Origin of the sequence: Shinella curvata (assembly GCF_022899935.1) — a bacterium.
Classification (GTDB): Bacteria; Pseudomonadota; Alphaproteobacteria; order Rhizobiales; family Rhizobiaceae; genus Shinella; species Shinella curvata.
The window spans coordinates 81194-106016 of the sequence record NZ_JALJCJ010000010.1 but is presented as its reverse complement, the minus strand read 5'-3'; the positions used below and the strand labels follow the sequence as shown (position 1 = coordinate 106016).

General features: G+C 58.5%; 21 protein-coding genes and 1 pseudogene. 12 read left to right on the top strand and 10 right to left on the bottom strand.

The window, feature by feature from the left end; genetic code table 11:
• Positions 1 to 115 precede the first annotated feature (115 nt).
• Positions 116 to 1447 carry a dGTP triphosphohydrolase gene (gene dgt, locus MUU55_RS27610; RefSeq protein WP_244763977.1) on the top strand — a complete coding sequence of 444 codons (1332 nt, stop codon included), beginning with the start codon at positions 116 to 118 and terminating at the stop codon, positions 1445 to 1447.
• A 433-nt stretch (positions 1448 to 1880) separates the two neighbouring features.
• Positions 1881 to 2990: a DNA methyltransferase gene (locus tag MUU55_RS27605; RefSeq protein WP_244763976.1), complete on the top strand. Its 1110-nt coding sequence runs from the start codon at positions 1881 to 1883 to the stop codon at positions 2988 to 2990.
• Here the strand turns inward: MUU55_RS27605 and MUU55_RS27600 are convergent.
• Positions 2987 to 7231 (bottom strand): DEAD/DEAH box helicase, encoded by a 4245-nt coding sequence (locus MUU55_RS27600; protein ID WP_244763975.1) that lies wholly within the window; start codon positions 7229 to 7231, stop codon positions 2987 to 2989. The two genes, MUU55_RS27605 and MUU55_RS27600, sit on opposite strands and share 4 nt — an antisense overlap.
• A 203-nt stretch (positions 7232 to 7434) precedes the next feature.
• Positions 7435 to 8577, bottom strand: a complete 1143-nt coding sequence (locus MUU55_RS27595; protein ID WP_244763974.1) for an RHE_PE00001 family protein — start codon at positions 8575 to 8577, stop codon at positions 7435 to 7437.
• 190 nt (positions 8578 to 8767) lie between these two features.
• Between MUU55_RS27595 and MUU55_RS27590 the strand changes: the two genes are divergently transcribed.
• Entirely contained in the window at positions 8768 to 9913 is a 1146-nt protein-coding gene (locus MUU55_RS27590; RefSeq protein ID WP_244763973.1) for a site-specific integrase, read from the top strand.
• Positions 9914 to 10087: 174 nt separating this feature from the next.
• Here MUU55_RS27590 and MUU55_RS27585 read toward each other — a convergent pair whose 3' ends face one another.
• Both MUU55_RS27585 and MUU55_RS27580 read right to left on the bottom strand, forming a co-directional pair.
• Complete coding sequence (locus tag MUU55_RS27585) at positions 10088 to 10543, bottom strand: response regulator (RefSeq protein WP_244763972.1); 456 nt, start codon at positions 10541 to 10543, stop codon at positions 10088 to 10090.
• Between the two features lie 12 nt (positions 10544 to 10555).
• Positions 10556 to 11659, bottom strand: a complete 1104-nt coding sequence (locus tag MUU55_RS27580) for a PAS domain-containing protein (RefSeq protein ID WP_244763971.1) — start codon at positions 11657 to 11659, stop codon at positions 10556 to 10558.
• Between the two features lie 213 nt (positions 11660 to 11872).
• Here MUU55_RS27580 and MUU55_RS27575 point away from each other — a divergent pair, with 213 nt between their 5' ends.
• The 3 genes from MUU55_RS27575 (at position 11873) to MUU55_RS27565 (ending at position 17013) form a co-directional block, all read left to right on the top strand.
• Positions 11873 to 13681, top strand: coding sequence for a PAS domain-containing sensor histidine kinase (locus MUU55_RS27575; protein ID WP_244763970.1), 1809 nt, complete (start codon positions 11873 to 11875; stop codon positions 13679 to 13681).
• Between the two features lie 292 nt (positions 13682 to 13973).
• Positions 13974 to 14378 (top strand): response regulator, encoded by a 405-nt coding sequence (locus MUU55_RS27570; RefSeq protein WP_244763969.1) that lies wholly within the window; start codon positions 13974 to 13976, stop codon positions 14376 to 14378.
• A 172-nt stretch (positions 14379 to 14550) separates the two neighbouring features.
• Positions 14551 to 17013 carry a PAS domain-containing protein gene (locus tag MUU55_RS27565; RefSeq protein WP_244763968.1) on the top strand — a complete coding sequence of 821 codons (2463 nt, stop codon included), beginning with the start codon at positions 14551 to 14553 and terminating at the stop codon, positions 17011 to 17013.
• Between the two features lie 25 nt (positions 17014 to 17038).
• Here MUU55_RS27565 and MUU55_RS27560 read toward each other — a convergent pair whose 3' ends face one another.
• Complete coding sequence (locus MUU55_RS27560) at positions 17039 to 17296, bottom strand: substrate-binding domain-containing protein (protein WP_244763967.1); 258 nt, start codon at positions 17294 to 17296, stop codon at positions 17039 to 17041.
• Here MUU55_RS27560 and MUU55_RS27555 point away from each other — a divergent pair.
• A pseudogene (locus tag MUU55_RS27555) lies at positions 17287 to 17661 on the top strand (site-specific integrase); the annotation flags it as partial. The gene MUU55_RS27560 and the pseudogene MUU55_RS27555 overlap by 10 nt on opposite strands.
• Positions 17662 to 17820: 159 nt before the next feature.
• On the opposite strand, the gene MUU55_RS27550 reads toward MUU55_RS27555, so the two are convergent.
• Positions 17821 to 18081 carry a hypothetical protein gene (locus tag MUU55_RS27550; protein ID WP_244763966.1) on the bottom strand — a complete coding sequence of 87 codons (261 nt, stop codon included), beginning with the start codon at positions 18079 to 18081 and terminating at the stop codon, positions 17821 to 17823.
• 170 nt (positions 18082 to 18251) lie between these two features.
• Between MUU55_RS27550 and MUU55_RS27545 the strand changes: the two genes are divergently transcribed.
• The 4 genes from MUU55_RS27545 (at position 18252) to MUU55_RS27535 (ending at position 20096) form a co-directional block, all read left to right on the top strand.
• Positions 18252 to 18497, top strand: coding sequence for a hypothetical protein (locus MUU55_RS27545; protein WP_244763965.1), 246 nt, complete (start codon positions 18252 to 18254; stop codon positions 18495 to 18497).
• Positions 18498 to 18532: 35 nt separating this feature from the next.
• Entirely contained in the window at positions 18533 to 18745 is a 213-nt protein-coding gene (locus MUU55_RS29450; protein ID WP_367892219.1) for a GyrI-like domain-containing protein, read from the top strand.
• 505 nt (positions 18746 to 19250) lie between these two features.
• Positions 19251 to 19802: a hypothetical protein gene (locus MUU55_RS27540; protein WP_244763964.1), complete on the top strand. Its 552-nt coding sequence runs from the start codon at positions 19251 to 19253 to the stop codon at positions 19800 to 19802.
• Positions 19803 to 19814: 12 nt separating this feature from the next.
• A complete protein-coding gene (locus MUU55_RS27535; protein WP_244763963.1) occupies positions 19815 to 20096 on the top strand; it encodes a hypothetical protein in 282 nt (93 codons plus the stop codon).
• Positions 20097 to 20117: 21 nt separating this feature from the next.
• Here the strand turns inward: MUU55_RS27535 and MUU55_RS27530 are convergent, their stop codons facing one another.
• Positions 20118 to 20336, bottom strand: coding sequence for a hypothetical protein (locus MUU55_RS27530; RefSeq protein ID WP_244763962.1), 219 nt, complete (start codon positions 20334 to 20336; stop codon positions 20118 to 20120).
• Positions 20337 to 20564: 228 nt separating this feature from the next.
• On the opposite strand from MUU55_RS27530, the gene MUU55_RS27525 reads away from it, so the two are divergent.
• Positions 20565 to 20771 (top strand): hypothetical protein, encoded by a 207-nt coding sequence (locus MUU55_RS27525; protein WP_244763961.1) that lies wholly within the window; start codon positions 20565 to 20567, stop codon positions 20769 to 20771.
• A gap of 415 nt (positions 20772 to 21186) precedes the next feature.
• Here MUU55_RS27525 and repC read toward each other — a convergent pair whose 3' ends face one another.
• The 3 genes from repC to repA all read right to left on the bottom strand — a co-directional run bounded on the left by repC (position 21187) and on the right by repA (position 24790).
• A complete protein-coding gene (gene repC / locus MUU55_RS27520; protein ID WP_244763960.1) occupies positions 21187 to 22398 on the bottom strand; it encodes a plasmid replication protein RepC in 1212 nt (403 codons plus the stop codon).
• Between the two features lie 155 nt (positions 22399 to 22553).
• Positions 22554 to 23579: a plasmid partitioning protein RepB gene (gene repB, locus MUU55_RS27515; RefSeq protein ID WP_244763959.1), complete on the bottom strand. Its 1026-nt coding sequence runs from the start codon at positions 23577 to 23579 to the stop codon at positions 22554 to 22556.
• Positions 23576 to 24790 (bottom strand): plasmid partitioning protein RepA, encoded by a 1215-nt coding sequence (repA, locus tag MUU55_RS27510; RefSeq protein WP_244763958.1) that lies wholly within the window; start codon positions 24788 to 24790, stop codon positions 23576 to 23578. Before repA ends, repB begins: the two co-directional genes overlap by 4 nt.
• Between the last annotated feature and the right edge of the window lie 33 nt (positions 24791 to 24823).

Genomic DNA, 24823 nt, shown 5'->3' with positions numbered 1-24823 from the left:
CTGGTATACGGCAGGGGCCTTAGGCGGATTCTAGTTCTGTGTCCGCGGTTTACACAATTGTCCTCGCCAGCTACTAACATGGCAGTTGTGGCGTACAGATAGTTGGAGAAATCACGTGGATTGGCAAAGCCTCCTCGACCGCAGGCGTTTGTGCGACACGAACTACGTTGAGAAGCCTGATCGACCGACGTTCATTCAAGACGCGGACCGAATTACATTTTCTGCTCCCTTCCGTCGCCTTGCCAACAAGACGCAAGTCCATCCCCTGTACGAAAACGACCACCTACACCATCGACTGATCCACAGCGTAGAGACGGCGAGCGTCGGCCGCTCCCTGGGCATTGCCGTCGGCGACTGGCTCGAGAAGGAGCACGGCCTCGGCGCCGGCGAGAAACACGTCGTCGCCGGGATGACCCAGGCCGCTTGCCTTGCACACGACATAGGGAACCCGCCCTTTGGGCACTCAGGAGAGGCGGCGATCGGAAGCTGGTTCGCGGAGCGCTTCGGCGGTTCGTCCGAACTGTTCCGCGCGATCGAGGCGCCGCTTCGGTTAGAATTCGAGGATTTCGAGGGGAACGCGCAGGGCTTCAGGATCATCAGCAGGCTCGAGATGTACCGGAACGAGGGCGGCATGCGGCTCTCGATGGGCGTGTTAGGGGCCTTCGCGAAGTATCCGGTGACTGCCAAGGTCCGCGCGAGCGCAACGCAATCGTATCGCGGGCTCAAGAAATTCGGCGTTTTCGAGAGCGATGCCGAGCTGTTCGCCCAGGTCGCCGAAGCGGTGGGGTTGCCTGTGGAAACCATCGGCGCCGATCGCTGGTGGCGCCGCCACCCGCTTGTCTTCCTCGTCGAGGCCGCCGACGACATCTGCTACAACATCCTCGATCTCGAGGACGCCTATGCGTCCGGCGACTTCACCGAGCACGTCGTCCTGAAGCATCTTCAGTCGCTCGCCGGCATCCCCAACGTCGATCTAGCAGACCGGACGACCGACGAGATCATCGCCTATGCCCGAGCTCGCGCGATCGGCTCGGCCATTGATGCCTGTGTCGCGGCCTTCAAGGAAAACTATGTAGCGATCATGTCGGGCTCTTTCTCGGGATCGCTTATCGAGGTGTCGGCTCGAAGTGGGGAATTCGCCGCGATTGAGAAGCTCTCCAAGCAGCGCCTGTTCACCTCTCCCCGCAAGACGGAGCTGGAGGTCTTCGGCAGGAACGTCGTGCACCGGGTGCTTGATGGACTAATCGGCGTCTTCGAGCAGTTGCGCGCTGGGAATTGGGAACTGGCCGGGCTCGACGGTTACCACGAGCAACTTCGCCGGGCGGCCAATCTCGATTTACGCGACGTTAAAGACGAATACACAGCCCTCCATGCGCTTGCGGATTACGTGTCTGGAATGACCGACCGCTACGCAGTGAAGGTCGCGAAGATCGTGGCCGGGGTCTAGCGGGCGGGCTGCCTAAGCTGGGAATCGCTATCGATGCGCATCAAAGGCCTGATCGACCGAAATTTCTCAAACGGATTCCCCTGATCTTGGAAGTTGTATACGGCGATGCCGGGCATTGTCGCGGCAGCACAACGACAAAGTTGCTACGAGTGTAACGACTAACGATGCGTGCGGACGCTCGCCGCCAGCGACGCTGGCGAAGTCAGGGTCGTGACGCTAGCAAAGGATCTTGCGCTTATTTGCGTGCAAGGTCTGCCCGGCCTGCGGCCGCTCGATGAAAATCCGCCAGAACCACACGACGAATGTCAAATTCTGGTCTTGCTCAGGCTATTCCCATTGTCAAAATACGGAAGACTTCTAGCGTTTCGGCGCGAAAGGGTCTTCAAAGTCAGGACTCCTTCGTCTAATCTGCAACCCGATCGGTTGGGGTAAGATGAAGTCAGCGCTCGCATATAATAAGGACTACGCGTTCAACGCCATCTGCCCCTATTACACGATGTTCCCGCTCGAGTACCCGATTGGAATTTTAAGAAAATATCGTCGCAACAACCCAGTCATACTTGACCCGTTTTGCGGACGCGGAACGACTATCTATGCCGCGCGCAAGTTCGACCTCAGATCATACGGGCTGGATACATCTTCAATCGCAGCATCGATTGCTCAGGCAAAAGTGGCGAGTGCGAAATCTGACGCTGTTCTGGAACTCGCAGGAAAGCTCCTGGCGACAAAGCCTAGTGACGTTCCAGATACTGAATTCTTCCAGCGAGGATTTGCCCCGTCAACTCTGCTGGAGGTCTGTGCCCTTCGCGAGGGACTTCTCAGAGCGCCCCGAACCAGCGCTGCTGCGATCCTCCGCGCGGCGGCGCTCGGTTGCCTACACGGTCCGATGAACGTGAGCGGGAACGCGAGCTACTTCTCAAATCAGATGCCTCGGACCTTTGCATCTAAGCCAGACTACTCTGTTCGCTTCTGGCGAGATCGGAACATGAAACCTCCCGTCGTTTCCGTCCTCAAGGTGCTTGAGAAGAAGCTGACGCGCATACACGATCTGGATACGCCATCCCCTGGGCGCCTAACTGACATCAAGTGCGGAGATGCACGCTTGGCTGCTTCATATCGCCGGGTGCGAAATGCGACCGTGACGGTCACGTCGCCACCTTACTACGGCATGACGACTTATGTTGAAGACCAGTGGCTCCGGAACTGGTTCCTGGGAGGGCCGGCGGAGATCGACTATGGCAATAGCCAGCAGATGAGCCACGCAGGTCCGGACGCATTCATCGCCGATCTCGCCAAGGTGTGGAGGAACGTCCTGAAGGCCTCTGAGGACCAGGCCCACCTCTATGTCAGGTTTGGGGCTATTCCGTCCGTGAAGAGCGAGCCTCGCCACATTCTTAAGGCCTCTCTCGAGGAAGCGGGCGGCTGGAAGCTGATCTCCGTCAGGAATGCCAAAACGGCGGACGCCGGCAAACGGCAGGCAGACCAAATGGGCCGCGATTCAGAGCCCGCCAAAGAGTTCGACTTCCACGCCATCCGGGCCTAGTGCCAGCGTATCTCCGCAGCTCGCAAGGCCCCCGCACCATCATGAATATTAACGGCCAAGCGATGGCCGCAGAATTCTTCCAGATATGACTTGAGCGCGACCGAGGTCTCTGCGGCCTTCTGATCGGTTGGCAGATGGTAGGCGAGCGACTTCGGCATCAGCACAATACACTTTGCCTTGGCCCGCGACACCGCAACGTTGGTCCGTTCAAGTTGGAGTAGGAACTGCTCCTCTCCCTCTATGATGTCCGTGTCGCCTACACCGTACGACACGATGATGAGATTGCGCTCGCCGCCCTGAAAGCGCTCCACAGTGTCGACCGCGCTGAACACCAATTCCGGATCAGCTGACGGGAAGAGCTCTGTGAGTTTGCGGACGACAAGGGCCTTCTGCGCCTTGTGTGGCGTGACGATACCGATCCCGGATTCGAAGAAGGTCTCGTCGGTGAACGCTTCGCCGCTAGTCCCACCGCCCGTATCGAGATCTTTGGCCATTGCGTGCCGCGCAATAAAGGCCAATCCTGCCACCAGGCCAGCTTCCAGGTCGTTCGCTTGAGATGATGTCGGATCATCATGGATGAGCGCCGTAACTCGGCGTTCCGGACGGAGAAGTTCGGCGTACGCCTCGGATTGCGGTAAGGCTGCAGGCAGCTTTTTCACCACCTCACCGAGGGGAGTGATGACTGAAAGGTCCTTCTTTGGCGTGCCAGCTACTAGTTGCGCAGGATAGCCGAGCGAGCGGGCATAATCGACCAGATCTTGGTTGGAACGATAGTTCACTAATAGGGGCTGCTGGGCGATGCCAAACCTCTTGATGAGATAGGTCTGGATGCTGTCGACAAGGTATTCGGCCCCCTTCGGCGGGTCGAGGTTCTGGATCGGCGGCATTTGCTTGTGGTCTCCGGCGACAATCACCTGAGCGTTGGACTTCAGCGCCGCGAGCGGCTTGATCGCCAGAGTCATCGGGATTTGGGAACTCTCGTCAAGCACGATCACATCGAACACCTCGTCCAGCGCTGAGCCGCTCTGACCGACCGCTTTTGTGAGCCGCAGCACCATATGAGCGGTCGTAGAGATGATCGTTGTGCGATGAGGATCGCTGATGCTTGTTTGAATGTCGTCGAGTCCGCCCCCGAAATCCAACGTCCCTGCCTTGGCTACGATGTTAGGGTTGGAGCTCGAAACGTCCTTCGGCGTGCGGCTCTTGGAGTACAGCCAAAAGAAGTCTCCTTCCGCGGCCCCGTCCGCCTCTAGATTCCTCAGCAGTCGGCCGGAAAGCTCTTCGACAGTACGGTAATTCGGGCCGGTGATCAGTATTTTGCGCGGAGATCCCTCGCGGACCATCGCGTGCAGCATGGCCACGAGAGTGTCTGTCTTGCCTGTCCCAGGCGGGCCCCAGATGATCGAAAGCTGTCGTTGGCCGCAGATGCGGACGGCATCCACCTGGCTTTTGTTGAGCGGATAAGCGTTAGCGGTTGTTGCGAAGCCGGCGAGCTTCTCAACTTGTTCACCCGTGCGCACGAGAGTTTTCGCGACCGCATCCCCTTCCCACAAGATGCGCGCTACCGGCGAGACGGCGCCCGTACCCTTTGGAATCTTCTTTGCCGCGCTATGCCCCATCGCGAGCTTCGCTTCCGCCGACGGCCTGGCTACGCTCGGATCGCCAATTTCGATGAGCACTTCTCTGGTTTGGTCGTAGTCATCAAATGGCATGGTCGGCAGGAGGTAGATCGGCTCACTCCCGATCGGGACCAAACCGCTGGCCATGACGGCTTGAAACGCCGGCGCGACCTTTCCCCAGGATGGCTCCAATCTAACGGTGATCCGCGCCGCTGCCCGGTCAAAGTTTTCGACCTTCACCGAGATGACCCGATGCATCGGCGTGTAATCGTCCAGCCCGACCCCAAGCGTCTTTGCATTCTTAAGTGGGAAGCCTGGATGGCTGACGATGCCGACCGTGCAGAAATCACCTTCTTCGATCTTCGCCTCGGTCGAATCTGCGCTAACAGCGAACTCGTAGCGATTGCCGCCAAGGTTCCTTGTCACCGCCTCGAGGATCACCGCCTGGTAGGCGGCCTCAAGCCACTCTGGGCGCGCGATAAGGGTGTGCAGCCCTTCGGTCTTGCCGACCGCCGCTGACACGCTTGCCCACCTCTCCCAGAGCTTCGAGTCATACGCGACGCCAGCTAGGCCAGACGGGATCGACATCGAGAGCTCTGGAGCGTTCCCTGAGATGCAATTCTTCAGGTCCATTCGCAAACGTGCCGCGATGCTCGACATCGCCCAAGTGTGGGCCTTGAGGGCAGCACCGTAGCGTTCGACCGCCTCGAACACGCTGACTGGCTTTCCAAACATTCGGACGGTTCCCGTCGGGGACTTCCAAATTTCGAAGATGCGCTCCCGAGGAATGCCATTTCCGAGCGGCTCTACATAGTAGCTGTCGATCTTTCGTGGCGTGAGGCGGTCGTGGTGATACGCCTCCGCAGTCCCAAGAAGCGTAACTGCGAAGCGTTGAGGCAGCCGGACAGAAGCGGTCACGATGTCCTTGATGAAGACAATGTTGGGACAGATTTGTTCTGCCTTCTCCATCAACTCTTCCGCAGGGAAGATCCAAGCCAGCGCTCGCTGCGACCGACCGGACAACTGAAGAATGTCCAACAGGTGACGGCCAAAAGCATTGCAGAGCTCCGTATATTGCCGAAGCTCCCAGAAACAGATTTGGGTCCTCAGCGTCCCCATGCCGTGGTCGTCGAAAACCTTCTTTGCGTCGTCGATCCACATCGCGAGGCGTTCAATAAACGAGTTGAGCGCAGCCCATTCGGCCACGACATTGTCTTTCGAGACTACGAATGCGGCCTCGCCAAGGGGGCGGATGGATTGGGCCTCCCCATCCGCCTTCTGAAATTTATGCCCAAAGGGAGCAAACAGGGTCCCTCGAAGGGCGACGCCTGTCAGGAAGCCAGACCCAGGATCAAAATTCACAACGATGTCGAACTCCGCGCCAAGATACTTGGCCAGGCCACCGACCTTGGATGCCTGATCGACCGTTACATTGCCGGTCGCAATGGACTCGGCGCGCGAGCCGATTTGATCACGATCTTTTTTGAGGAGAGTGTGGCCGCGGAGAACGGCCGCATTGGATTGGATACCGACGAGCTTCCCAACCTGCGGGTGACCGCCGTCCTTTAGAACACGAGTCGCTCCCTTACTCAGAGTTGGCATCTTGCAAAGGTGATCCGAAGACTCGGCGCCCTGAAAGCAATAATTGGTCGGGTTCTTATCGAAAAACACGTGATCGTCCGGCGACAGCCATGATCGGTTTCCGAGCCAATCGCAGGCTCCACACTTCGGGTTCACATGATAGTCGAGGGCAGCCCATCCCTGGCCATCGCCGGTCGCAACAACACGAGGGAGGTCCTCAACGAAGAACTTTCGGACGCTCGGCATATAGACGAGGTAGTTCACAAGTCCGTCTTCAAGATCGTTCCGGAGCGCCTGGAGCCGAGCCGTCACCTCGCCTCCGTCCTTCTTCTTCATAACCTCGGTGAAGGCCGGCATCTCCGTGTGCCGCCATAGGAATATGCGGTCAGAGATGAAGTAGCGGTCTTTGAAAGCTGAGCCCTTCGAATGTAACCAGTTCGCCAGGAAGATGGCATACAAGCAGACCTCGGCTGAATAGCTCGCGTTAGCTTCTGTGATGTTCTTGAGATCGATAACGCTGAGAGGCCTCCGAGGGTCATCGACCGCAACGAGCAGCCGCGATCCGTCCGGCAAAATCTCGTAGTCCGTGTCTTGCCGAGTATCTACGAACAATATGTCGGGTCGAAGCCCAGACAGTTGTGGGATTAGCTTCAGAGATGCGGCCGAAACGCCTAACGCTGACAGCGCGACGTCTCGAAACTCTTCAGGTTCAAGCTCGGGCTGAAGGATAAGCGAAGGGTACGTCGCCTTCGCCAATGCTTCATTGAGATCGATCCCCGTACGCCCTGCGCTTTTGTGGACGACATGTGCCGGGACGGCATTGAGGAGCAAATCAAACTGCTCGTATTCAAATTCCCGGCCCGAGTTTGTGATCAGTTGCACGCCAGGCCGCGACTTAAGAGGCACCGGAATCCCAGCTGCGTCCAAGGACGACGGGTTGTTCGAAAATAGCGAGAGGTAAAGCTCACGGTCGCAGAGCGTCCGCATGAACATAGAGAACTTGCTTTTCGAGACCATCCGTTTTGGAAGCACCGTATTCATTATTCACCCCAACTTCATACCATGCCTATTCTCGCGGGTGGCATCGACTCGCGCAGTAGCTGTATCTTAGTGTTTCGACGGTCGCTTGAATACTGAAGTGCAAGATTTTCCGGTGAGTAGGTGGGACCAGAGCGCGCCAGACCTCCGCCCCAGGTCGCAACCAGCTGTCTTGAGCCCGATCGGTATCGGCCATTTTAAACCAGTTAAAGAACTCCCCACGCCCGAAACCTCCCCCTCCCCGTCATCTCCCTCAGGCCGAGCTCCGCCACGATCCGCCGCGCCGCCTGCGGCGTCACCTCAAGCGTCTTCGCCACCATCCCGGCCGACACAAGCGGTTTTGCCATGACCAGCTCTACCAGTTCCGGCAGTTTTGAAGACGTTCGTCTTCCCGACAATTTGCGCTCCATCATCTGCCGAGCGAGTGTCAGCCGATCATGCTCTTTCATGCCGATCTCGGCGGCCGCCAAAAAGCCGTGGGCGATGGCGAGCAGCCGGGTCTCCCGATCGCGATGCCGGCGCCGATCGACGGGAATGGTTTTCAGCCCAATGTTGATGGCGGCGAGGTGCGCGCCCGACGTGACGCCGGCCTGCCGCAGGATCGAGGCGGCCAACAGCCGGCCGAGCCAGGGGGCATGCTGCAGGACCAAAATTTCGTTCCAGGCATCGACGACGACGATTGCCTGCAGCACCGCCGGCAGATCGTTTGCCTGCCGCAACACCGAGCGCCATTCGTCGAGCCGCTCGTCCTCGTCCCAGTCGAGATCATAGACGAGCGGGTCTTTTTCACGGGCACTCGCCCGACCTGGCGTCCTTGCCTCTTTGATAGCGGCGTCCGATCGCGCCAGCACAGCATCGATGGCAGCGAACTCGGCATCAATCGGGCTGGCGACGTCAGAAGAATCCTCCCCCTCCCCTTCTCCGACCGCACCGACATCCGGCTTCGCGCCGCTGGTCGCCACGGCGCTGTCGGCGTCATGTGCGGTTGCAGACGATGTCTGCCCGCGCAGGCTGCGCAGACCGTCGGGGCTCAGCGCCCAGCCCGGTGTCTGCGCGGCAATGCGTCGGCGGGTGCGCAAGACGTCGCGGGCGATGGTGAGTTCGTGAGTGGGGGTGCGGATATCGCGGGTGGCGTCATGGAGGACGAGGTCCTCGAGGTGGACGAGCTCGCCGTCGATCCACAGCGAGGCGCAGGCATCCGTGAATTGGCTGCGCTCGATAAAGCCTTGGCCGACCGGCGAGCGGGTAATGCGCTCGTCCAAACGCGTCAGAGCGATACCCGCGTCGAAGGCCGGCTGCATCAAGGTCGTCATGCTGATTCTAGAGAGATCATAAGCCATTGAAATCATGGTAAATGATTCCTTAAAGGAACTCTATCTGAATATTGCAGTTCTTCACATAGTACGGTTTCTGGTTGCGGTTATAACCATCGATAAGTATCAATTATCGATTGTAGATTGATTTGGCGCCGCAAATCACCGAAAGTGGCCTCTGCCACAGGCCTGAAACACGCCAGAACCGCCCGTTTTTGGAGCCAAAATGCCGCCCGTGCAAAAATCCGCCATCGAACGGCGCGCCAAGGAACTCGACACGATCGCCGCCGTGCTGCCGATCGAGCGCCGCGACGAGCTCGCCGAGCTGTTGAGCGATCAGGACGTCGAGACGCTGCGCCATCTCGTCAACCAGGGCATGGGCGACAATACCCTTCGGGCGCTGACGTCTGATCTCGCCTATCTCCAGGCCTGGGCGCTGGCGGCAACGGGAAAATCGCTGCCCTGGCCGGCGCCCGAAGCACTGCTCCTGAAATTCGTCGCCCATCATCTGTGGGATCCGCAACGGCGCGAAAGCGATCCCGATCACGGCATGCCGGCCGAAATCGACGAAGGCCTTCGGAGCCAAGGGTTTCTCAGGGCCATCGGTCCACACGCGCCGGCGACCGTGCGCCGCCGGCTGGCCAACTGGTCGACCTTGACACATTGGCGCGGCCTCGACGGCGCCTTCGCCTCCCCTGCCCTGAAATCCGCCATCCGTCTTGCCGTTCGCGCCGTGCCGCGGCCGCGGCGGCGCAAGAGTGCCAAGGCGGTCACCGGCGATGTGCTGGCCAGCTTGCTGGCGACTTGCGCCTCAGGAAGCCTGCGCGATCTGCGCGACCGGGCACTGCTGATGGTCGCCTTCGCGTCCGGCGGACGCCGGCGCAGCGAAATCGCCGGCCTTCGCCGGGAGCAGCTGACCGTCGAACCGCCGATTGTGGTGCCCGATGGCCCTCCCCTGCCCTCTCTCGCCATCCATCTCGGCCGCACCAAGACGACGACGGGCGAAGAGGACGAGATCGTCTATCTCACCGGCCGCCCCGTGGAGGCGCTCGATGCCTGGATGGCGGCTGCGAAGATCGAGAGTGGCAGCGTGTTTCGGGCGATCGGTCGATGGGGAGCGGTTTCGCGCCGGACGCTCGATCCGCAGTCGATCAATGCGATCATCAAGCAGCGCGTCGCGATGGCAGGGCTGGAGCCTGGAGAGTATTCGGCGCATGGCCTGCGATCCGGCTACCTCACCGAGGCCGCGAACCGCGGCGTTCCCCTGCCTGAGGCAATGGAGCAGTCCCGCCATCGCTCGGTCCAGCAGGCGTCGAGCTATTATAACAGCGCAACGAGGCGGACCGGGCGAGCTGCCAGGATGCTTGGGTAGCGGATCGCTCCGTAAAGACCTCTATGCTCATTGACACTCACGTTGATCGTGGCTTGGTTCGTCGCGCCTTGCGGCCGCTTGCCGGCGCTTGCTGCGACGTATCTCGGTCCAGATAGCTCCGGCACGATCATGAGCATCCCACACGATCAAGGTAACGAATGCCCAGCAAGCTGCCTAGCCGGCCGCTACGCTGTTTCGCTCCGCGCCACTCTCGTGTTCCGCAGGTGCTGTTGTATTAAGGACTATCAGGCTCGGTGGTGGGACCGGTGACCCCGCCCCGGCCAACAACTCATGGACATAGGAGAGCGCATTTTGCAGGCCATTGACGGTGTAGGGCTTTTCGATGGCGCCAACCGCCCCAACGAAGTCGTGCGGAATGCGCTTCAGATTGCCGGAAACGAAGATAAACGGAATTCCCTTAGAGGCGAGGTGGCGACCTATATCGATTCCGGTCGGGCCATCGCGCAACTGGATATCGACGAAAGCGAATTCAGGCATGGCGTCATCGACAAGCTTGACGGCTTCTGCAAAGTCGCTTGCCACGCCAATGACCTGGTGACCGCTTGCCTCAACTTCGCTCTCGAGTTCCAGAGCGAGCAGCATTTCATCTTCCACAATCAGTGTTCGCAAAGCCGTTCCTTTCTAATCTTCAACCGGCAGCGTAACGCTAACCTCGGTCCGATGACCCTGGATACTCCGCTCGATCGTGGCTCGAAGCTGGCGCAAGGAGGCATCGAGCATGGCCTGACTGAACGCGCTCTGCTCGTTATCCCCCTCGACGGGTGTGACCGTATCGACAACGCGTATCAGGAAGTGCCCGTTCAGCCTGCGGATCTCGAGATGAATTTCGCCACCCCCATCACTCAATCCGCGCCGCACGGCGTCTCCCAGCAGTTCGTTGATGATGAGGGCAAGTGGAGAGGCTTTCGAGGCCGAGACCGTCACTGGTCGCAGATCGGTCGTCAGAACGATGTCTGGCCGTTTTAATGATCCGACAATATCGGTCACCAAGTCGTGACCGAAATCCGCAACGTCGAAATGGCCAAGTCTTTCATCGTTGAGGAGCTTACGCTGGACGGTGCTGAGTGCCTCGACACGATCCAGCACAGATTTCAAGGTACGCTCAACTGTATGATCGGCGGTCATCCGCATCTGCAATTTGATAATCGACGCGATCGTCAACAGATTGTTCTTAACCCTGTGATCGACCTCGTGAACGAGTTCCGTCTTCACACTGAGGGCGTCGCTGAGCTCGGCGGTGCGGCGCGCCACCTCCTGTTCAGCCTCATGGCGGGCCTTGGCGAGTTCGGCTTGCTTGCTCTTTATGTTGGTGAAATCGAGCTGCGACGCGAAGAAGTAGATCACCGTCCCATCGCGGTCGCGTACAGGGCTGACGAACAACGCGTTCCAGAACGTGCTGCCATCCTTTCTGTAGTTGAGGATATCGACAGCAACATCGTGTTGATGCTGGACAGCGTCCCGTATCATTGCAATCGCGGCTTTGTCGGTGGCAGGACCCTGAAGGATCCTGCAATTGCGACCGATCAGTTCCTGCTGACTGTAGCCTGTCAGCTCCGTGAACGCACGGTTCGAGAAGATGATGGGGTTATCATCTTGCCGCGGATCGGTAATTAGCATCGGCATCCGCGTTGCCTTGAAGGCAGCTGCGAACGGATCCTCGGAAGGATGCGATGCAACAAGGCGGTCGCCAGCATCGCGCGCGTCGCTGACTTTGTCTTCGCTCATCTTCGACTGTTCCACTCAGGTTAGCCTGCACAATGGCAAAATAGCGTAGGGGTTCCATTCAGGAAGTCTTGCGGCTGAGAAAAAACCTTATCGTGACGCGGGCGCATTCAGCCTCATGTAGCCCCTTGTCGAGCAGCCGAACTGCTATACTCTTTCATCGGCATGAAGCGGTCGGCAAGATGTTTGTAAGTTATGCGGGAACAAGGGTCTGAAATGGAGAAGCCGCCTTCCAGCGGGCAATCCGTGAGCATACTCCTCGATACGGTGAACTGGTCATCCAGTCCGCTTGGTCCAAGGACACAGTGGCCGGCCTGTCTCCACGCCGCCATTAATATCATGATCCCCTCGCAAGCCCAGATTGTCATGTTCTGGGGACCAGCGTTTGTCGCCCTCTACAACGATGTCTATGCCCCGACCATAGGTGACAAACACCCCCGCGCATTCGGCCGCCCCGCGCGGGAATACTGGACGGAACTCTGGGACGATCTGGAGCCTCTCCTTAAACGCGTTCTCGATCGCGGTGAGACCGTGGCAGCCAAGGACAGGCCCTTCCATATCGAGCGGCACGGATATCCTGAAACAGTCTATTTCGACATCTCGTATTCCCCGGTTCGTGATCAGGACCGCGTGGTGCGGGGTGTGTTCTGCATCGTCAACGAAACGACATCCCGCGTGAAGGCGGATGCCGCTATGCGAGAAAGCGAGGAGCGCCTCCGCGCCGTTTTCGCGCAGTCGGCCGCCGGCATCGCCGTCGGCGACTTGTCTGGAAGACTGATCAGCGTCAACGAGCGCTATTGCGACATCGTTGGCCGGCGGAAGGAGACGCTGATCGGGACACGCATGCAGGACATTACTTTCCCCGAAGACCTGCCGGACAACGAATATCTGTTCGACCGCCTGTCGGCAACAGGCGAGAGTTTCGAGATCGAGAAGCGCTACGTCCGCAGCGATGGTAGCCTGGTTTGGGTTTTGAATTCGGTGTCCGCGATCAGGGATGAACACGGCAAGATTGCGCAAGCCGTGGCGATATCCATCGATATTGGAGCGCGCAAGCATGCCCAGGAAATCGAGAAACACCTGGCGTCGATGATTGCGTCCTCCAATGACGCGATCCTTGGAATCGATCTGGACATGACGATTACCAGTTGGAACGCTGCGGCGGAAAGGCTCTATGGATATTCGGAAAGTCAGGCTGTTGGCCGATCGGTCCTCATGCTGGTTCCCGAGGACCGAAAGGATGAGGAGCCGACGATCCTCCGGCAGATCAGGGCAGGTCGTATCGTTGAACCTTACGAGACTGTGCGTCTTCGCAGGGATGGTCAGCCTGTCGAGGTCCTTCTCAGCGTGTCGCCTATTCACGACGCCAGCGATCGTGTCGTCGGCGCTTCCAAGCTGACCCACGACATCACGGTTCGCAAGGATGCCGAGCGTTTGCAGACCGTGCTGGTCAATGAGATGAACCACCGCGTCAAGAACACTCTTGCCACGGTCATCGCCGTTGCCAGGCAAACGATTGGCCGCGACAACGCCAACAAGGCTGATATCGAAGCCTTTACCAGCCGCATCGGGTCGCTCAGTCGAGCGCAGGATCTCCTCGTTCATGGTGACTGGCAAAACGCCGATCTAAAGGCGGTCATCAAACAGGCCATATCGCCATATCCGGCAGAAGCCTTTCGCATAGATGGCCCAAGCGTTCCCCTGCCACCCAAGGCCGTCGTCTCCCTGTCCCTTGCGCTCCACGAGCTCGCGACAAACGCGGCGAAGTACGGCGCATTGTCTGTAACGGAAGGACGGATCGCCATCTCATGGCGTTACGATCCGACAGTCGGCTCCCTCCTCGAAATCACCTGGAAGGAGACGGACGGACCTGCCGTGACCCCTCCCACACGAAAGGGCTTTGGAACCTTGCTCGTCGAACGGCTTCTGGCGGCAGAGCTGAGAGGAAGCGCGCATCTCTCCTATGAGGAGACCGGTGTGACGTGCATCATCAAGGCGGATATGTCGCAAATTCAAATGGACTAGGACGGCGTCGCGCTGGGCCTAGTTTGGCAAAGTCCGGCGTCGCGCGGTCGATGCATCCTTCATGCCTGCGCCGTGCAAGCGTGCGATCCGGCTTGAATCTGCGACACGATGTGGCGCCATCGATGCGTTCTCGCGACCAGACACGGACCGAACGAGGGTTTTGGAAGCGCCTCGGACCAGCCCGGCGACTTTGTTTGCATTTTATTAAGTTTGTTTGCAAAGACTGGCCTTGGGGATGGGCAAAATTCCAGGGGGTGCATGTTCGGTGTGAGCCAACGAACTGGAGATATTGATGTCTATGTCCCAGCAAACTATTCTCATCGTCGAAGACGAGACGCTCCTTCGCATCATCCTGAGCGAAGCGTTGCAGGATGAAGGCTATCGCGTGCTTGCGGCAGCAAGTGTGCTCGAGGCGATCGGCCAGATTGCAAAGCATGCAGAAATCGACGGATTGATAACCGACGTGGATCTCCCGGGTGGGTTAAGCGGGCTTGATTTGCTGGAGTTGTTCAGCAATTGCCGCCCTGCGGCGGCAACAATCGTGGTGTCGGGTCGAAGCGACCTGCGAGAAGCAGATCTGGCCGTCCCCAGCCGCGTCTTCGCCAAACCCTATGATTTGGACCATGTGATTGGCGAACTCGAGCGCCAGATCACCGACAAAAACGCCGAACGGACGATGCGACGTACGGCCTCGTAGCAGCCCATGCACCAGCGTGCCGTTCGTTAAGAAGCGCGCGCGGAATCAGGGGAGGCCACTGTTTCCCCTGATATTTCCCTTTCTATTTTTTGAAAACTTTCACAGGCTTATCCCACTTTCCAATTCATCCGCCCTCCCCATATAGGCCTGCGACACCTCGAGAAATGGCAAGATGACCCTTACGCCCAACGTTACCAGCGAGATGAGCCAGCGCATTCAAGCGATCGACTGGGAAGCAACGGCTTTTGGCGCGCGGGCTGATTGGTCGGCGGAATTGAAGATGGCACTCAGCCTGTGTCTGAACACGACGCTTCCGACAGCCCTTTATTGGGGTGATGATCTGCGCCTTCTGTACAACGATGCCTGGGCGCCGATTGCAGGTGAGAAACATCCCTGGGCCCTGGGTCGCCCCGCTCGCGACGTTTGGGCCGACATCTGGCATGTGATCGAACCGCAACTTGTCGCCGTATTCCGGACGGGTCAGGGCTTTTCCGTCGCCGACCAGATGCTGCCCATGCAGCGTGGCGGCCGGATACAACAGACCCATTGGGACTATAGTTTCGCACCGATCTTCGGGCGCGATGGCGAAGTCCTTGGCATATTCAATCAGGGCAATGAGACGACCGCGCGCCTATCGGCCGAGCGGGCATTGCGTGCGAGCGAGGAACGGCTCGAATATGCCCTTGGCGCGTCTGACACGATCGGAACCTGGGATTGGGATGTTCCCAACGATCGGGTAGTGGCCGACGCACGCTTCGCCAAGCTTTACGGCGTCGCGCGTGACAAAGCCGCCGCCGGCGCGCCTATCGCCGATTTCTTCACCGCCATTCACCCCGAGGATTTTGGCGCCGTGGCAAAAGCGATCGCTGCGGTTTTGAAGGATGGCGGGATCTTTTCGCAGGAATACAGGCTCGTCCAGGCCGATGGCGGCTACCGGTGGGTCATCGCAGAGGGGCGGCCGACGCTGGCGCCGGACGGGATGCCGCTGAGATTTCCAGGCGTCAGCTTTGATATCACCGAGCGTAAGAACGCGGAGGCGGCCTTGCGCGACAGCGAGGAGCGGCTGCGCGCCATCACCAACTCCATTGACCAGATGCTCTGGTCGACGACGCCGGATGGCTACCATGATTATTATAACCAGCGCTGGTACGATTTCACTGGCGTCCCCTCGGGCTCGACCGATGGCGAAGGCTGGGCGGGGATGTTTCACCCCGAGGACCGGGACCGCGCATGGTCCGTGTGGCGGCACAGCCTCGACACGGGACAACCCTACCACATCGAATATCGCCTTCGGCATCGGAGCGGAGAGTACCGATGGGTGCTTGGCCGCGCGCAGGCTGTCCGCAATGAGGACGGCGCGATCACGCGCTGGTTTGGGTCCTGCACGGACATACAGGAGATCGTCGACGCCCGCGAAGTGCTTGCCCGGTCGCGCGAAGAGCTCGAGCAGGAGGTGCGCCAGCGCACAGACCGGCTGATGGAGGCCGAGGCGCAGCTTCGGCAAGCGCAGAAGATGGAGGCTGTCGGCCAGCTTACCGGAGGTGTAGCGCACGACTTCAACAACATGCTCGCCGTCATCCTCGGAGCAATGAACCTGCTCGAACGCCGGCTCGCGCGCGGGGAAACCGATCTTGGCCGCTATATCGAGGCCGCCAAGGATGGGGCAAATCGCGCCGCAGCGCTTACGCAGCGTCTGCTTGCGTTCTCCAGACGCCAGCCGCTTCAACCAAAGGTCATCGAGCCGAACCGGATGGTCGCCGGGATGAGTGAATTGATGACGCGCGCGCTGGGCGAGCAGGTCAAGGTCGAAACCGTTCTGGCCGCGGGCCTTTGGCGCATCAACGCCGATGTCAGTCAGTTGGAGAATGCCATCCTCAATCTCGCCGTCAACGGACGGGACGCGATGCCGAATGGCGGGCGCCTTACCGTGGAGACCGCCAACACGTTCATTGCCGAGGACTACGCCCAGGAGCATTCGATGGCCGTTGGTCAATATGTTATGATCGCGGTCACCGATACCGGCACGGGAATGAGCAAGGATACTTTGACGAAAGCCTTCGATCCGTTTTTCACAACGAAGGATGTCGGCAAGGGCTCGGGTCTTGGCCTCAGCCAAGTCTTCGGCTTCGTGCGCCAATCCGGTGGACATGTTAAAATCTATTCTGAGCTGGGACACGGAACGACCGTGAAATTGTACCTGCCTCGGCACTATGGCGAGGCTGAGACGAATGAGAAATCGCCGGCGAGCGGCGAGTTGGCACGCGGCATGCGGGGTGAACTCGTTCTTGTCGTCGAAGATGACGAGCGCGTCCGTCACTTCTCTGTAGAGGCTCTGCGCGAGCTCGGCTATGAGGTTGCGGCGGCATCGAGCGGGGCGGCGGCGATTGCCCTGCTGGAAGCCGGCATGAAACCCGCGCTGCTGTTCACCGATGTCGTCATGCCGGAAATGACGGGTCGGGAACTCGCGGTACTCGCCTTGGAAAAGGTCGCCGGACTGAGGGTCCTCTACACGACCGGCTACACACGCAACGCAGTCGTGCATAACGGCGTCCTGGATCCGGGCACGCACCTGCTGCAAAAGCCATTCAGCCTGGAGCAGCTGGCGCAGAAGGTGCGTCACGTGATTGACGGCTAGGTGATTTGTCAAGCAGGGCGTCGTGTCAGGCTGGCTCTCGATCTATCGAGCCGCGCGATACGGACGTGCACGCCACCTTATGAACGCCGGCGCGCCGTGCTTCGGGCTTGAGCGCAAGGTGCTCGATGGCCCAGGCACCCGTGGGCCGATGCGGAAGCTCGAGGGTCGTCAACTGTGGCCTTAGATGACGCGACAGCTCGTCATCATCGTAGCCAACGACAGAGATGTCCCGCGGGATGCGCAGGCCGCCTTCGCCAATCGCCATGAAACAGCCCATCGCCATCTTGTCATTCTGACAGAAGATCGCTGTTGGGAGGGTTGGAAAGCGACAGAGCCTGGATTGCGGCTGCGAAGATCGAGAGTGGCAGCGTGTTTCGGGCGATCGGTCGATGGGGAACGGTCTCACGCCGTACGCTCGACCCGCAGTCGATCAATGCGATCATCAAGCAGCGTGTCGCCATGGCAGGACTGGAGCCGGGAGACTACCCGGCGCATGGCCTGCGATCCGGCTACCTCATCGAGGCGGCGAACCGCGGCGTTCCCCTGCCTGAAGCGATGGAGCAGTCCCGTCATCGCTCGGTTCAGCAGGCTTCGAGCTATTACAACAGCGCCACACGTCGGACCGGGCGAGCTGCCAGGATGTTATAGGATGTTCCAAGACCCTCAGCCCCTTATAGACCCTCATATCTAGAGGCGCGCAACGTACCATCGCCGGCCTGACCGCTTCCGTTTCAACCTTACGAAGGCTGCGGGCCTTTGAGGCCTCCAGTGGCTGCTGTCCCAAGCTTTTGCATTCAAAGAGAATGCTTACAGCTGACGTTGCTGTTGCTCGGCCTGCAATCTTGCTAGGCGAAGGCGTTCGTATCTTTCATCACACCGGCGACGCTCCTCGGTCATCGATTTCCGCGCGATTTCCGAACTTCGTTTAAACGTCACTTCTCGCTCTAAAGCGGTGCGCATGACACAGACAATCGGCAGCCGATCCTGTGCAGTTTCTACCGGCTCCTGCTTATTGGTTTCGTTTAGCACGGACACCTGGTGTGTTGATGCGATCTGGTTGCTGAACATGTTTCCCCCTACTTGATGCAACGGAACGCACCGACAGGCAAAAAGATGCAGGGCAAGATGAGATTGTGCGCTTCCGCTCCAAACGGCGCCAAGATGCCATGAGATATATTCGGCGCCCATGTCGGATGAGAGGGCACGCCTTCGTCCTTAGCTGACGAAAGGAGACAATCATGCTGACGATGCCAGAAATTGTTGAGTGGGGACCGAAGAGCTACGTTGCGGTCCGGCTGCCCGTGGTTATCCCATTTGGCCAGGAGGTGGACCCCGCTTTCGAAGAGCTATTCGAGGCGTTCGCGCAAGCCGGCGTTGAACCTGACGGTGTGGAATTCATCAAATTCAACGTTGTCGACATGCCACGCCTTGAGATCGAGGTGGGTATGACGACAGATGCCCTTGTCCCTCTATCGGCCGGCTAGTGAACGGCGTGCTTCCCGCCGGCCGCTATGCGAGCATGACATATACCGGTCCCTATGACGGCCTTTACGACGCAACGGCTATGCTTGTCGGATGGGCGAAAGAAAAGGGTCTGCGGTGGGACGCCCGGAGCACGGAAAATGGCGACGTGTTCGCTTCTCGGCTCGAGGTCCACGACAACAACCCGTCTATCGAACCAGATTCCGCGAAATTGGTCACGACCCTGCTGTTTAAACTCGCGGTGTCGTGAACATGGCGTGGGAAAAAGGACGCGGTTCCTCGTAAACCGCGTCCTTCCATCCACCTCGAATGGCAGGGCATAAGGCCCTTACCATCAACAGGTAGATACCGGTCAAGAATGCACCCCTCCCCGCTCAAATAGGCGGATTCAATCGTAGACGGAGAGCCCGCAACGTATTCGAATATGCCGGGACGACAAGCAGTAAATTGGAGAATGTAAGTGGAGTTTGCCAAGCTCGCCTGAGCTCTGGTTGGCTGGCGGCTGAAACAAGGTGCGAGATGACAGCGCCGGCAGTGAAGCGTTTTCTGAACGAGAACGAGCCGATACGACGGAACAACTATCCATGTCGGAAGTTATGATGACGCCCTCAACGCCCCCTACGTGAGTGCATAAAAGCGAGTGTCCCCTCCCCCTCGGACACTCGCTTTTTCTTTGTCACGACTTCCACGATCTAGATTTTGGCCGCGGCCTGCAACGAAATCTCCGGCTTCGCATTTCCCTAGCGGAGGTGGCGATGACCATAGGATATCCCGATAACTCGCGGACTGCCGAACCAACAGATGCTGAGGTGCTGGACGCTGCTTACCAGATCGTCTCTAGCATCCGAGAGTTTTTCATCGCCGACCCGCCGGGCGAGGACATCATCGATCATGCGGCGCTACCTTTTGCGAAGGCCGCGATCGTAAGCGCGTTCCGACTGGTGATCGCCACCGAGCCGAGGGCGGAAACCCGAGGGAACCTTATGGTTCAGGGATCTCTGCTCGCCCAATACCAGCGCGATGTGGGTGCGCGGATCTCGGTCACCCCAGTCAACGTAGCGGATCAGGAAGCCATATATGACGGGTGGTGCCAATCGCGTCTCGATCGCTTGTTTGAGCGCGTAGCGGTCGATCGTCGTTTTCTGCGTGAGCTTTACGGAAAGGCCTCTCGGGTCGCGGCGCAGAAGTCCGAACCCGCACAGTTTCATCCACCCTTTCAGGAAGACGGGACTTACACGCCATATGGCCACGGCAATATGACGCCACATCCCATTCGCCTCTTTGTCGATGCCGTACCATTCTCGTAAGCATATAGACGCGTGCAGGAAACGCTGACGCAAGGCAAGCTTGCCATTGTCCCGGCCCATGTCGCCGAGGAGAAACGGTTGGATCCGGAAACGCGCCTATTTGGTTCAAGCACCGAGCGGACCGCCTGGTCGATTGCGGCCAGGCATCTGGCCAGCGGCCAGAAGGATCCGGTCAAGATGATCGTTGAAGCGATCGAGCACGAGCGTGGCCGCTGCGTGGCCTTGCTACAAGCTGCTTGCGGAACGGACGCCAGTATCCCAGGCTACCTCATCGATCCAGATATGGACTGGTAGCCTACGATCCCGCGAGCGTGGTTATGCCTCCGATCGACGTCCGCGAAAGCTTCGAAGCGGCGGCAATTGCGTGTGAACGTCAGCCAGCGCCTCGAGCCAGGTTTCAAGCTCGTCGGGGATCGGTTCGTTTCCGGCTTCCATGGCCTCAATCCAGGAAAGCTCGCATTGCAGGGCCGAGGCGAGATTGATTGGCGTCCAGCGGATCAGGATAAGACATTCAACGAAGCGGGCGGGGGACATTCTGGCACAGGGTGTCACGTTGGCAGCGACTGTTGGCATGGAAATCAGCTGCGATAGCGGCTTAAGGTCATTGGATACGACAATCGTCTGCCGATCGCTATGGTACCAATCGTCTCAGACCGTTAGGGAACGGAAAGAGACGATTGAGACAAGCGCATATGCAAAACTCAATGCGCTCGCCAGACCCTATCGCGAGCTTATCCAACAAATTGTAAACAAGGCCACCGAATGGAAACTGTCACGATCGAAAATCGCAGTGATCTGGCACAATGGGCAATCGAGCGGGCCAAGGCGATCGTTGCAGAGGAAGGTGGCAACCTTTGTCTTGCGGCGCGCGACCAGGGTGACGAGCAGATCGCTACCGCGGCCAATGCCCTTGGCCAGGCCATCGTCGACGCCCTGCTGGAGGTTTTCGACGGCCTGACACAGGAGTAAAGCGAACCTATCGCTCCGCGCCATCCCGGTCATTGCCGCGCTGGCGCCCCTGCTCGGCTTGCCTGAGGATTTGCTGACGCTGTTCGTCCCGTGCGTTTTTGTCAGCGCCGGCCTGCGAGTGTAGCACGACAGGCCGGCGATGGCGGGTCAACATTGGTGGGCATCCCCCTCCTGCCGATCTGCACGGTCGATGGCATCTTCTGCATTTGAATGTCTCGGCAATCTCGAGTCGAAAAGTATGCCTTGCGGGGGACGCATAACCAAATGAATCCGTCTCTCAATTGTCCCACGCGAACCGCCACGAAACACACATTTGAAAATGTGGTGTTTTTTCAAAGCGTTATGTGAGTGGTCAGCTGACTACACGAAAAACCCCTGTTCCAGCCCGCAAGCCAGTAGATAGCTGTGAATTTATCTATCCGACCTTAAGGTGGCGCTGCCCGTTAGCCTTTAACAATGCCATCACCATCGGACCAAGCGAGAATTCCCCACGGGCGCTTCGGCGCGTCAGATCACGCAAGTAGCCTCCTGCAGAGTTGATGAAATTCGCCCTTTCCAGGATGCATGCGATCGCTACGGCCGCATTCTCTGGGCCAAGGGCCTCACACGCTTCTTGATAGGCGGAAGGGCTCACGCCGAGCGTAGATCGAACAACCACAGCAGCCGACATAAGATCTCGCCACGTTCGTACGCCGCCCAGCGCGTAATCGATTATTGTCGGGCACGCCTCAAGCACTAATCCTAACGGAATCGGCCTGTGCTGCTCATACGTAGGCTGCCCACTGGAGCTCGGGTTTGCCCCCTGCTCTTTTCTTGAGCGAGGTTCAAATTCATTTAAGGATTCGGATTTTGAATTCTGTATGTGCCGCTCACTGTGAGCGGCATTGGTGCCCAGATTTTCTGGATTTTGCAGAATTTCCAACCGATTAACGACTTCGTCGCGAAGCATCTGCATCTCTTCGAGAATTGCAGTGAGGGAGGAGAGGGTCGATACCCGCGGAATCCTGCTTACGGTACCCACGTAAATATCCTCAATAGTCTGCCAATCGCCATCGACACCTTCTTCCATCGCTGCCGTGATAAGTTTGCGGACGTCGCGTCGGCAAATGGTCAGGTTTTCTTTTACCTGTCGCAATGCAGCTCTGTCCGCCATGACCCGCTGCGCCAATAGCGCCAGCTCTTCCGAACGGGCCAAGAGCGGTGACAAGTCGAAGCCGAAAGCGTTCTCGATCTGACCGTCCTGGCCCTTGCGGGCGTAACGCTTACCGTTGGCGCTATCCTTCCGGACGATCAGTCCAGCCTCCACGAGGATAGCGATGTGCCTGCGCAACGTCGCGCCCGCCATCGCATGCGCCCGAAGCGCTAATTGTGCGTTCGATGGAAAAACGATCAATTGTGCGTCCTGACGCAACTCGGTGTGAGGAAAAAAGCTCAAAAGCGCGTCGAGAACAGCAAGGCTATTCGACTGAATTCCAAGAAGTTCCATCGCGGCGGAAGCGTCTCTGAACACTTTCCACTTATCGGCGGTCTTTCCTTGCTTGATCTCGGCCATCGCCGCTTGGCGCCGCGCGAGCGCAAGCGACATCGGCCGACGTCCGAACGGCGTCGCCACATTACCCGATTGCATTGTCTCTCACCCTTCAGCAGGCAAAGGAAATTTGCTCACCAAAACGGCGCCAAAGACTCTTGACGAGGATTCGAGGAAATGCGATTCTGTTCTTGCTAGAGAGACAGAAGGGCTTCCGCGACGGCGACGTTGAGGGAGCTCTTTTCTTTTGCGGATTACTCTCCCTGTTTCCGTTGATGCTTTGCGCGATGCTCTTGGTAAAGCGCCGGCAAATGCTCGAGTACGAAAGCCACGAAATCGGGCGTCGCTTTCCTGTCAATCGTAATTTCTACCTTGCTCTTGCTCTGCCTCACCTGAGCAAGCCTGTCGCCATCAGGGGTCGACATAACATCTGGCAGTCCGCGCGCGATGCGACGCGGCTTCAGGTGATCGACCACCGCCTTGAACCGGTCCGCCGAGGGAAGTGCCTGCATCTCGTTCGAGGCGGCGAACTTGATTGGGTCGGAAGAAGATGGAGCCTTTTCCAGCAGTTCTGCCAGTTGCTGCCAACTCGGTCGTCCAACGCCCGCAGCAGGGCCGATAGCATCAATCAGTTCCGGGGGAAGGGCATCAACGAGTTGAAGCATCTTCGACAAGTTGCTTTTGTCCACTGACATGGCCGCGATGACGATATCACGTGAGAACTGCTTGTTGAGCTTGTGGGCGAAACGCGCTTTCTCGATGAAAGTGAGGTCTTCGCGCTCGTTGTTCTCCTGACCTTGTGCGACAACCAGTTGCTCGTCGGTTAAATCGCGAACGACCGCCCTGACCGGCAATCCCAGTTCTGAGACGGCGCGCAGCCTGCGGTGTCCGAAAGCAACCTGATATCTGGCCGGCTGAACCGGATGCGGCCTCACCAGAATCGGAACCTGCTGTCCTTGCTCGCGAATTGAAGCACGAAGTCCATCGATGTCACCTTGCATGCGATCCTGGACGAAGGACGGCTCGATCGATGATGCATCCAGCTCGACTACGACCCGACCTTCAGCGAGGCGTCGTTCGATTTCCTCGGCACGCCCAAGACGGTCATTCTGTTCGCGCAATGCGTTGCCGATGTTCGCGGTCAGCTTCGTGGCCGGATCGCGCTCTTTTCTCGCCACGCCCAGAAGCGGCATGGCACGAGTCTTGGCCGCCTTCTGTTCAGCCGTTGTTGTCGCGTCGGGTACGTCCACGGAGATGTCAAGGAGGTGCTTTCGACTCATGTGGTTCTGCCCCATGCTCTTTTAATCAGAGTTTCGATCTCGTCATTGACTGCGTTCATGGCCTCCAGGGCCCTATCATAGGTCGAGCGCGTGAACTGACCGCGTTCAACCTCGAAGAGGGTTTGATTTGTCAGACCGGCGTCCGAAACCGCCGTCGTCTTGAGCATTGGGAAATTGAGGACGTTTTCGCCGAAGATCGAACGCAGGTAACCGACCATCTGGTTCTGCGGGCCATCGCTCGGTTCAAACCGCGTGATGAGGTAGCGCATCCAGTTAAACTTGAATTGGGCGCCTGCATTCTCGATTTCTCGCAGCAAATTCGATGTCATCGCCAGGAACTGGTTCATTGACATGACATCCAACATCTGCGGATGGACGGTCACGAGGATCGACGTTGCGGCCGTCAGCGCGGAAAGCGTGAGATAGCCAAGCTGAGGAGGGCAATCGATAACGACAACATCGTAATTCTCAGCGATGTCTTCAATGACCTGACTGATCCGACCGTAAAAAAGCGTGTCGCCTTCCTTGCGCTTCATCAGTGCGCGAGGAGTGTCGTGCTCGAACTCCATCAGTTCAAGGTTGCCAGGAATCAGATGGAGATCCGGAATGTACGTGCCTCGGACAACCTGCTCGATCGGAACCTGTTCTTCATCGTACCTGATGGCACCGTAGAGTGTTTCATTCGGACCAACGTCGGTTTCCGGCTGACTACCGAATAAGGCAGAGAGGCTGGCCTGGGGATCTAGGTCGATCGCCAGAACACGGTAGCCACGCATCGCCAGGTACTGCGCGAGATGCGCAGCTGTCGTCGTTTTGCCCGAGCCGCCTTTGAAATTCATCACCGAAATAACTTGAAGCTGCTCACCCGCGCGACGATGGGGTAGGTAGCGTCGGTTCCCGCGGCCGATCTGGTCCAGATGCTCACGGATTGAATGTATATCTTCTATCGTGAACGTGCGTCGACCGCCCGGGCTCATGCTGACATGTAATTCTGGCATTTCCGACGCAGTCTGCCTGAGATAAGACTCACCGATCCCAAGCAGTTTTGACGCTTCTGACGGCGCAAAAGAGCGAATGCCTTTTTCCGATGTCGGCGGAAAAACCTTGAGATGATGTGCCTGAAGCTGGCTCGAAAGGGCGTCGGCATGACGCTCCATCAATGCAGTCAATCCTTCGACGACTGGTGCTGTTTTTGCGGCGGCCTTCGCCATCTCAAAACCCATTTTCTGCAAGTGGCGGTATTT

Coding starts and splice junctions, on each gene's coding strand:
- MUU55_RS27540 (WP_244763964.1), top strand. CDS start 19,251: ATGACCATAGGATATCCCGATAACTCGCGGACTGCCGAACCAACAGAT.
- MUU55_RS27560 (WP_244763967.1), bottom strand. CDS start 17,296: ATGGCGATGGGCTGTTTCATGGCGATTGGCGAAGGCGGCCTGCGCATC.
- MUU55_RS27575 (WP_244763970.1), top strand. CDS start 11,873: ATGGAGAAGCCGCCTTCCAGCGGGCAATCCGTGAGCATACTCCTCGAT.
- repC (WP_244763960.1), bottom strand. CDS start 22,398: ATGCAATCGGGTAATGTGGCGACGCCGTTCGGACGTCGGCCGATGTCG.
- MUU55_RS27595 (WP_244763974.1), bottom strand. CDS start 8,577: ATGATTTCAATGGCTTATGATCTCTCTAGAATCAGCATGACGACCTTG.
- MUU55_RS27590 (WP_244763973.1), top strand. CDS start 8,768: ATGCCGCCCGTGCAAAAATCCGCCATCGAACGGCGCGCCAAGGAACTC.
- MUU55_RS27600 (WP_244763975.1), bottom strand. CDS start 7,231: ATGAATACGGTGCTTCCAAAACGGATGGTCTCGAAAAGCAAGTTCTCT.
- MUU55_RS27565 (WP_244763968.1), top strand. CDS start 14,551: ATGACCCTTACGCCCAACGTTACCAGCGAGATGAGCCAGCGCATTCAA.
- MUU55_RS29450 (WP_367892219.1), top strand. CDS start 18,533: ATGACATATACCGGTCCCTATGACGGCCTTTACGACGCAACGGCTATG.
- repB (WP_244763959.1), bottom strand. CDS start 23,579: ATGAGTCGAAAGCACCTCCTTGACATCTCCGTGGACGTACCCGACGCG.
- MUU55_RS27570 (WP_244763969.1), top strand. CDS start 13,974: ATGTCTATGTCCCAGCAAACTATTCTCATCGTCGAAGACGAGACGCTC.
- MUU55_RS27545 (WP_244763965.1), top strand. CDS start 18,252: ATGCTGACGATGCCAGAAATTGTTGAGTGGGGACCGAAGAGCTACGTT.
- MUU55_RS27550 (WP_244763966.1), bottom strand. CDS start 18,081: ATGTTCAGCAACCAGATCGCATCAACACACCAGGTGTCCGTGCTAAAC.
- MUU55_RS27580 (WP_244763971.1), bottom strand. CDS start 11,659: ATGAGCGAAGACAAAGTCAGCGACGCGCGCGATGCTGGCGACCGCCTT.
- MUU55_RS27605 (WP_244763976.1), top strand. CDS start 1,881: ATGAAGTCAGCGCTCGCATATAATAAGGACTACGCGTTCAACGCCATC.
- MUU55_RS27525 (WP_244763961.1), top strand. CDS start 20,565: ATGGAAACTGTCACGATCGAAAATCGCAGTGATCTGGCACAATGGGCA.
- repA (WP_244763958.1), bottom strand. CDS start 24,790: ATGGCGAAGGCCGCCGCAAAAACAGCACCAGTCGTCGAAGGATTGACT.
- MUU55_RS27530 (WP_244763962.1), bottom strand. CDS start 20,336: ATGTCCCCCGCCCGCTTCGTTGAATGTCTTATCCTGATCCGCTGGACG.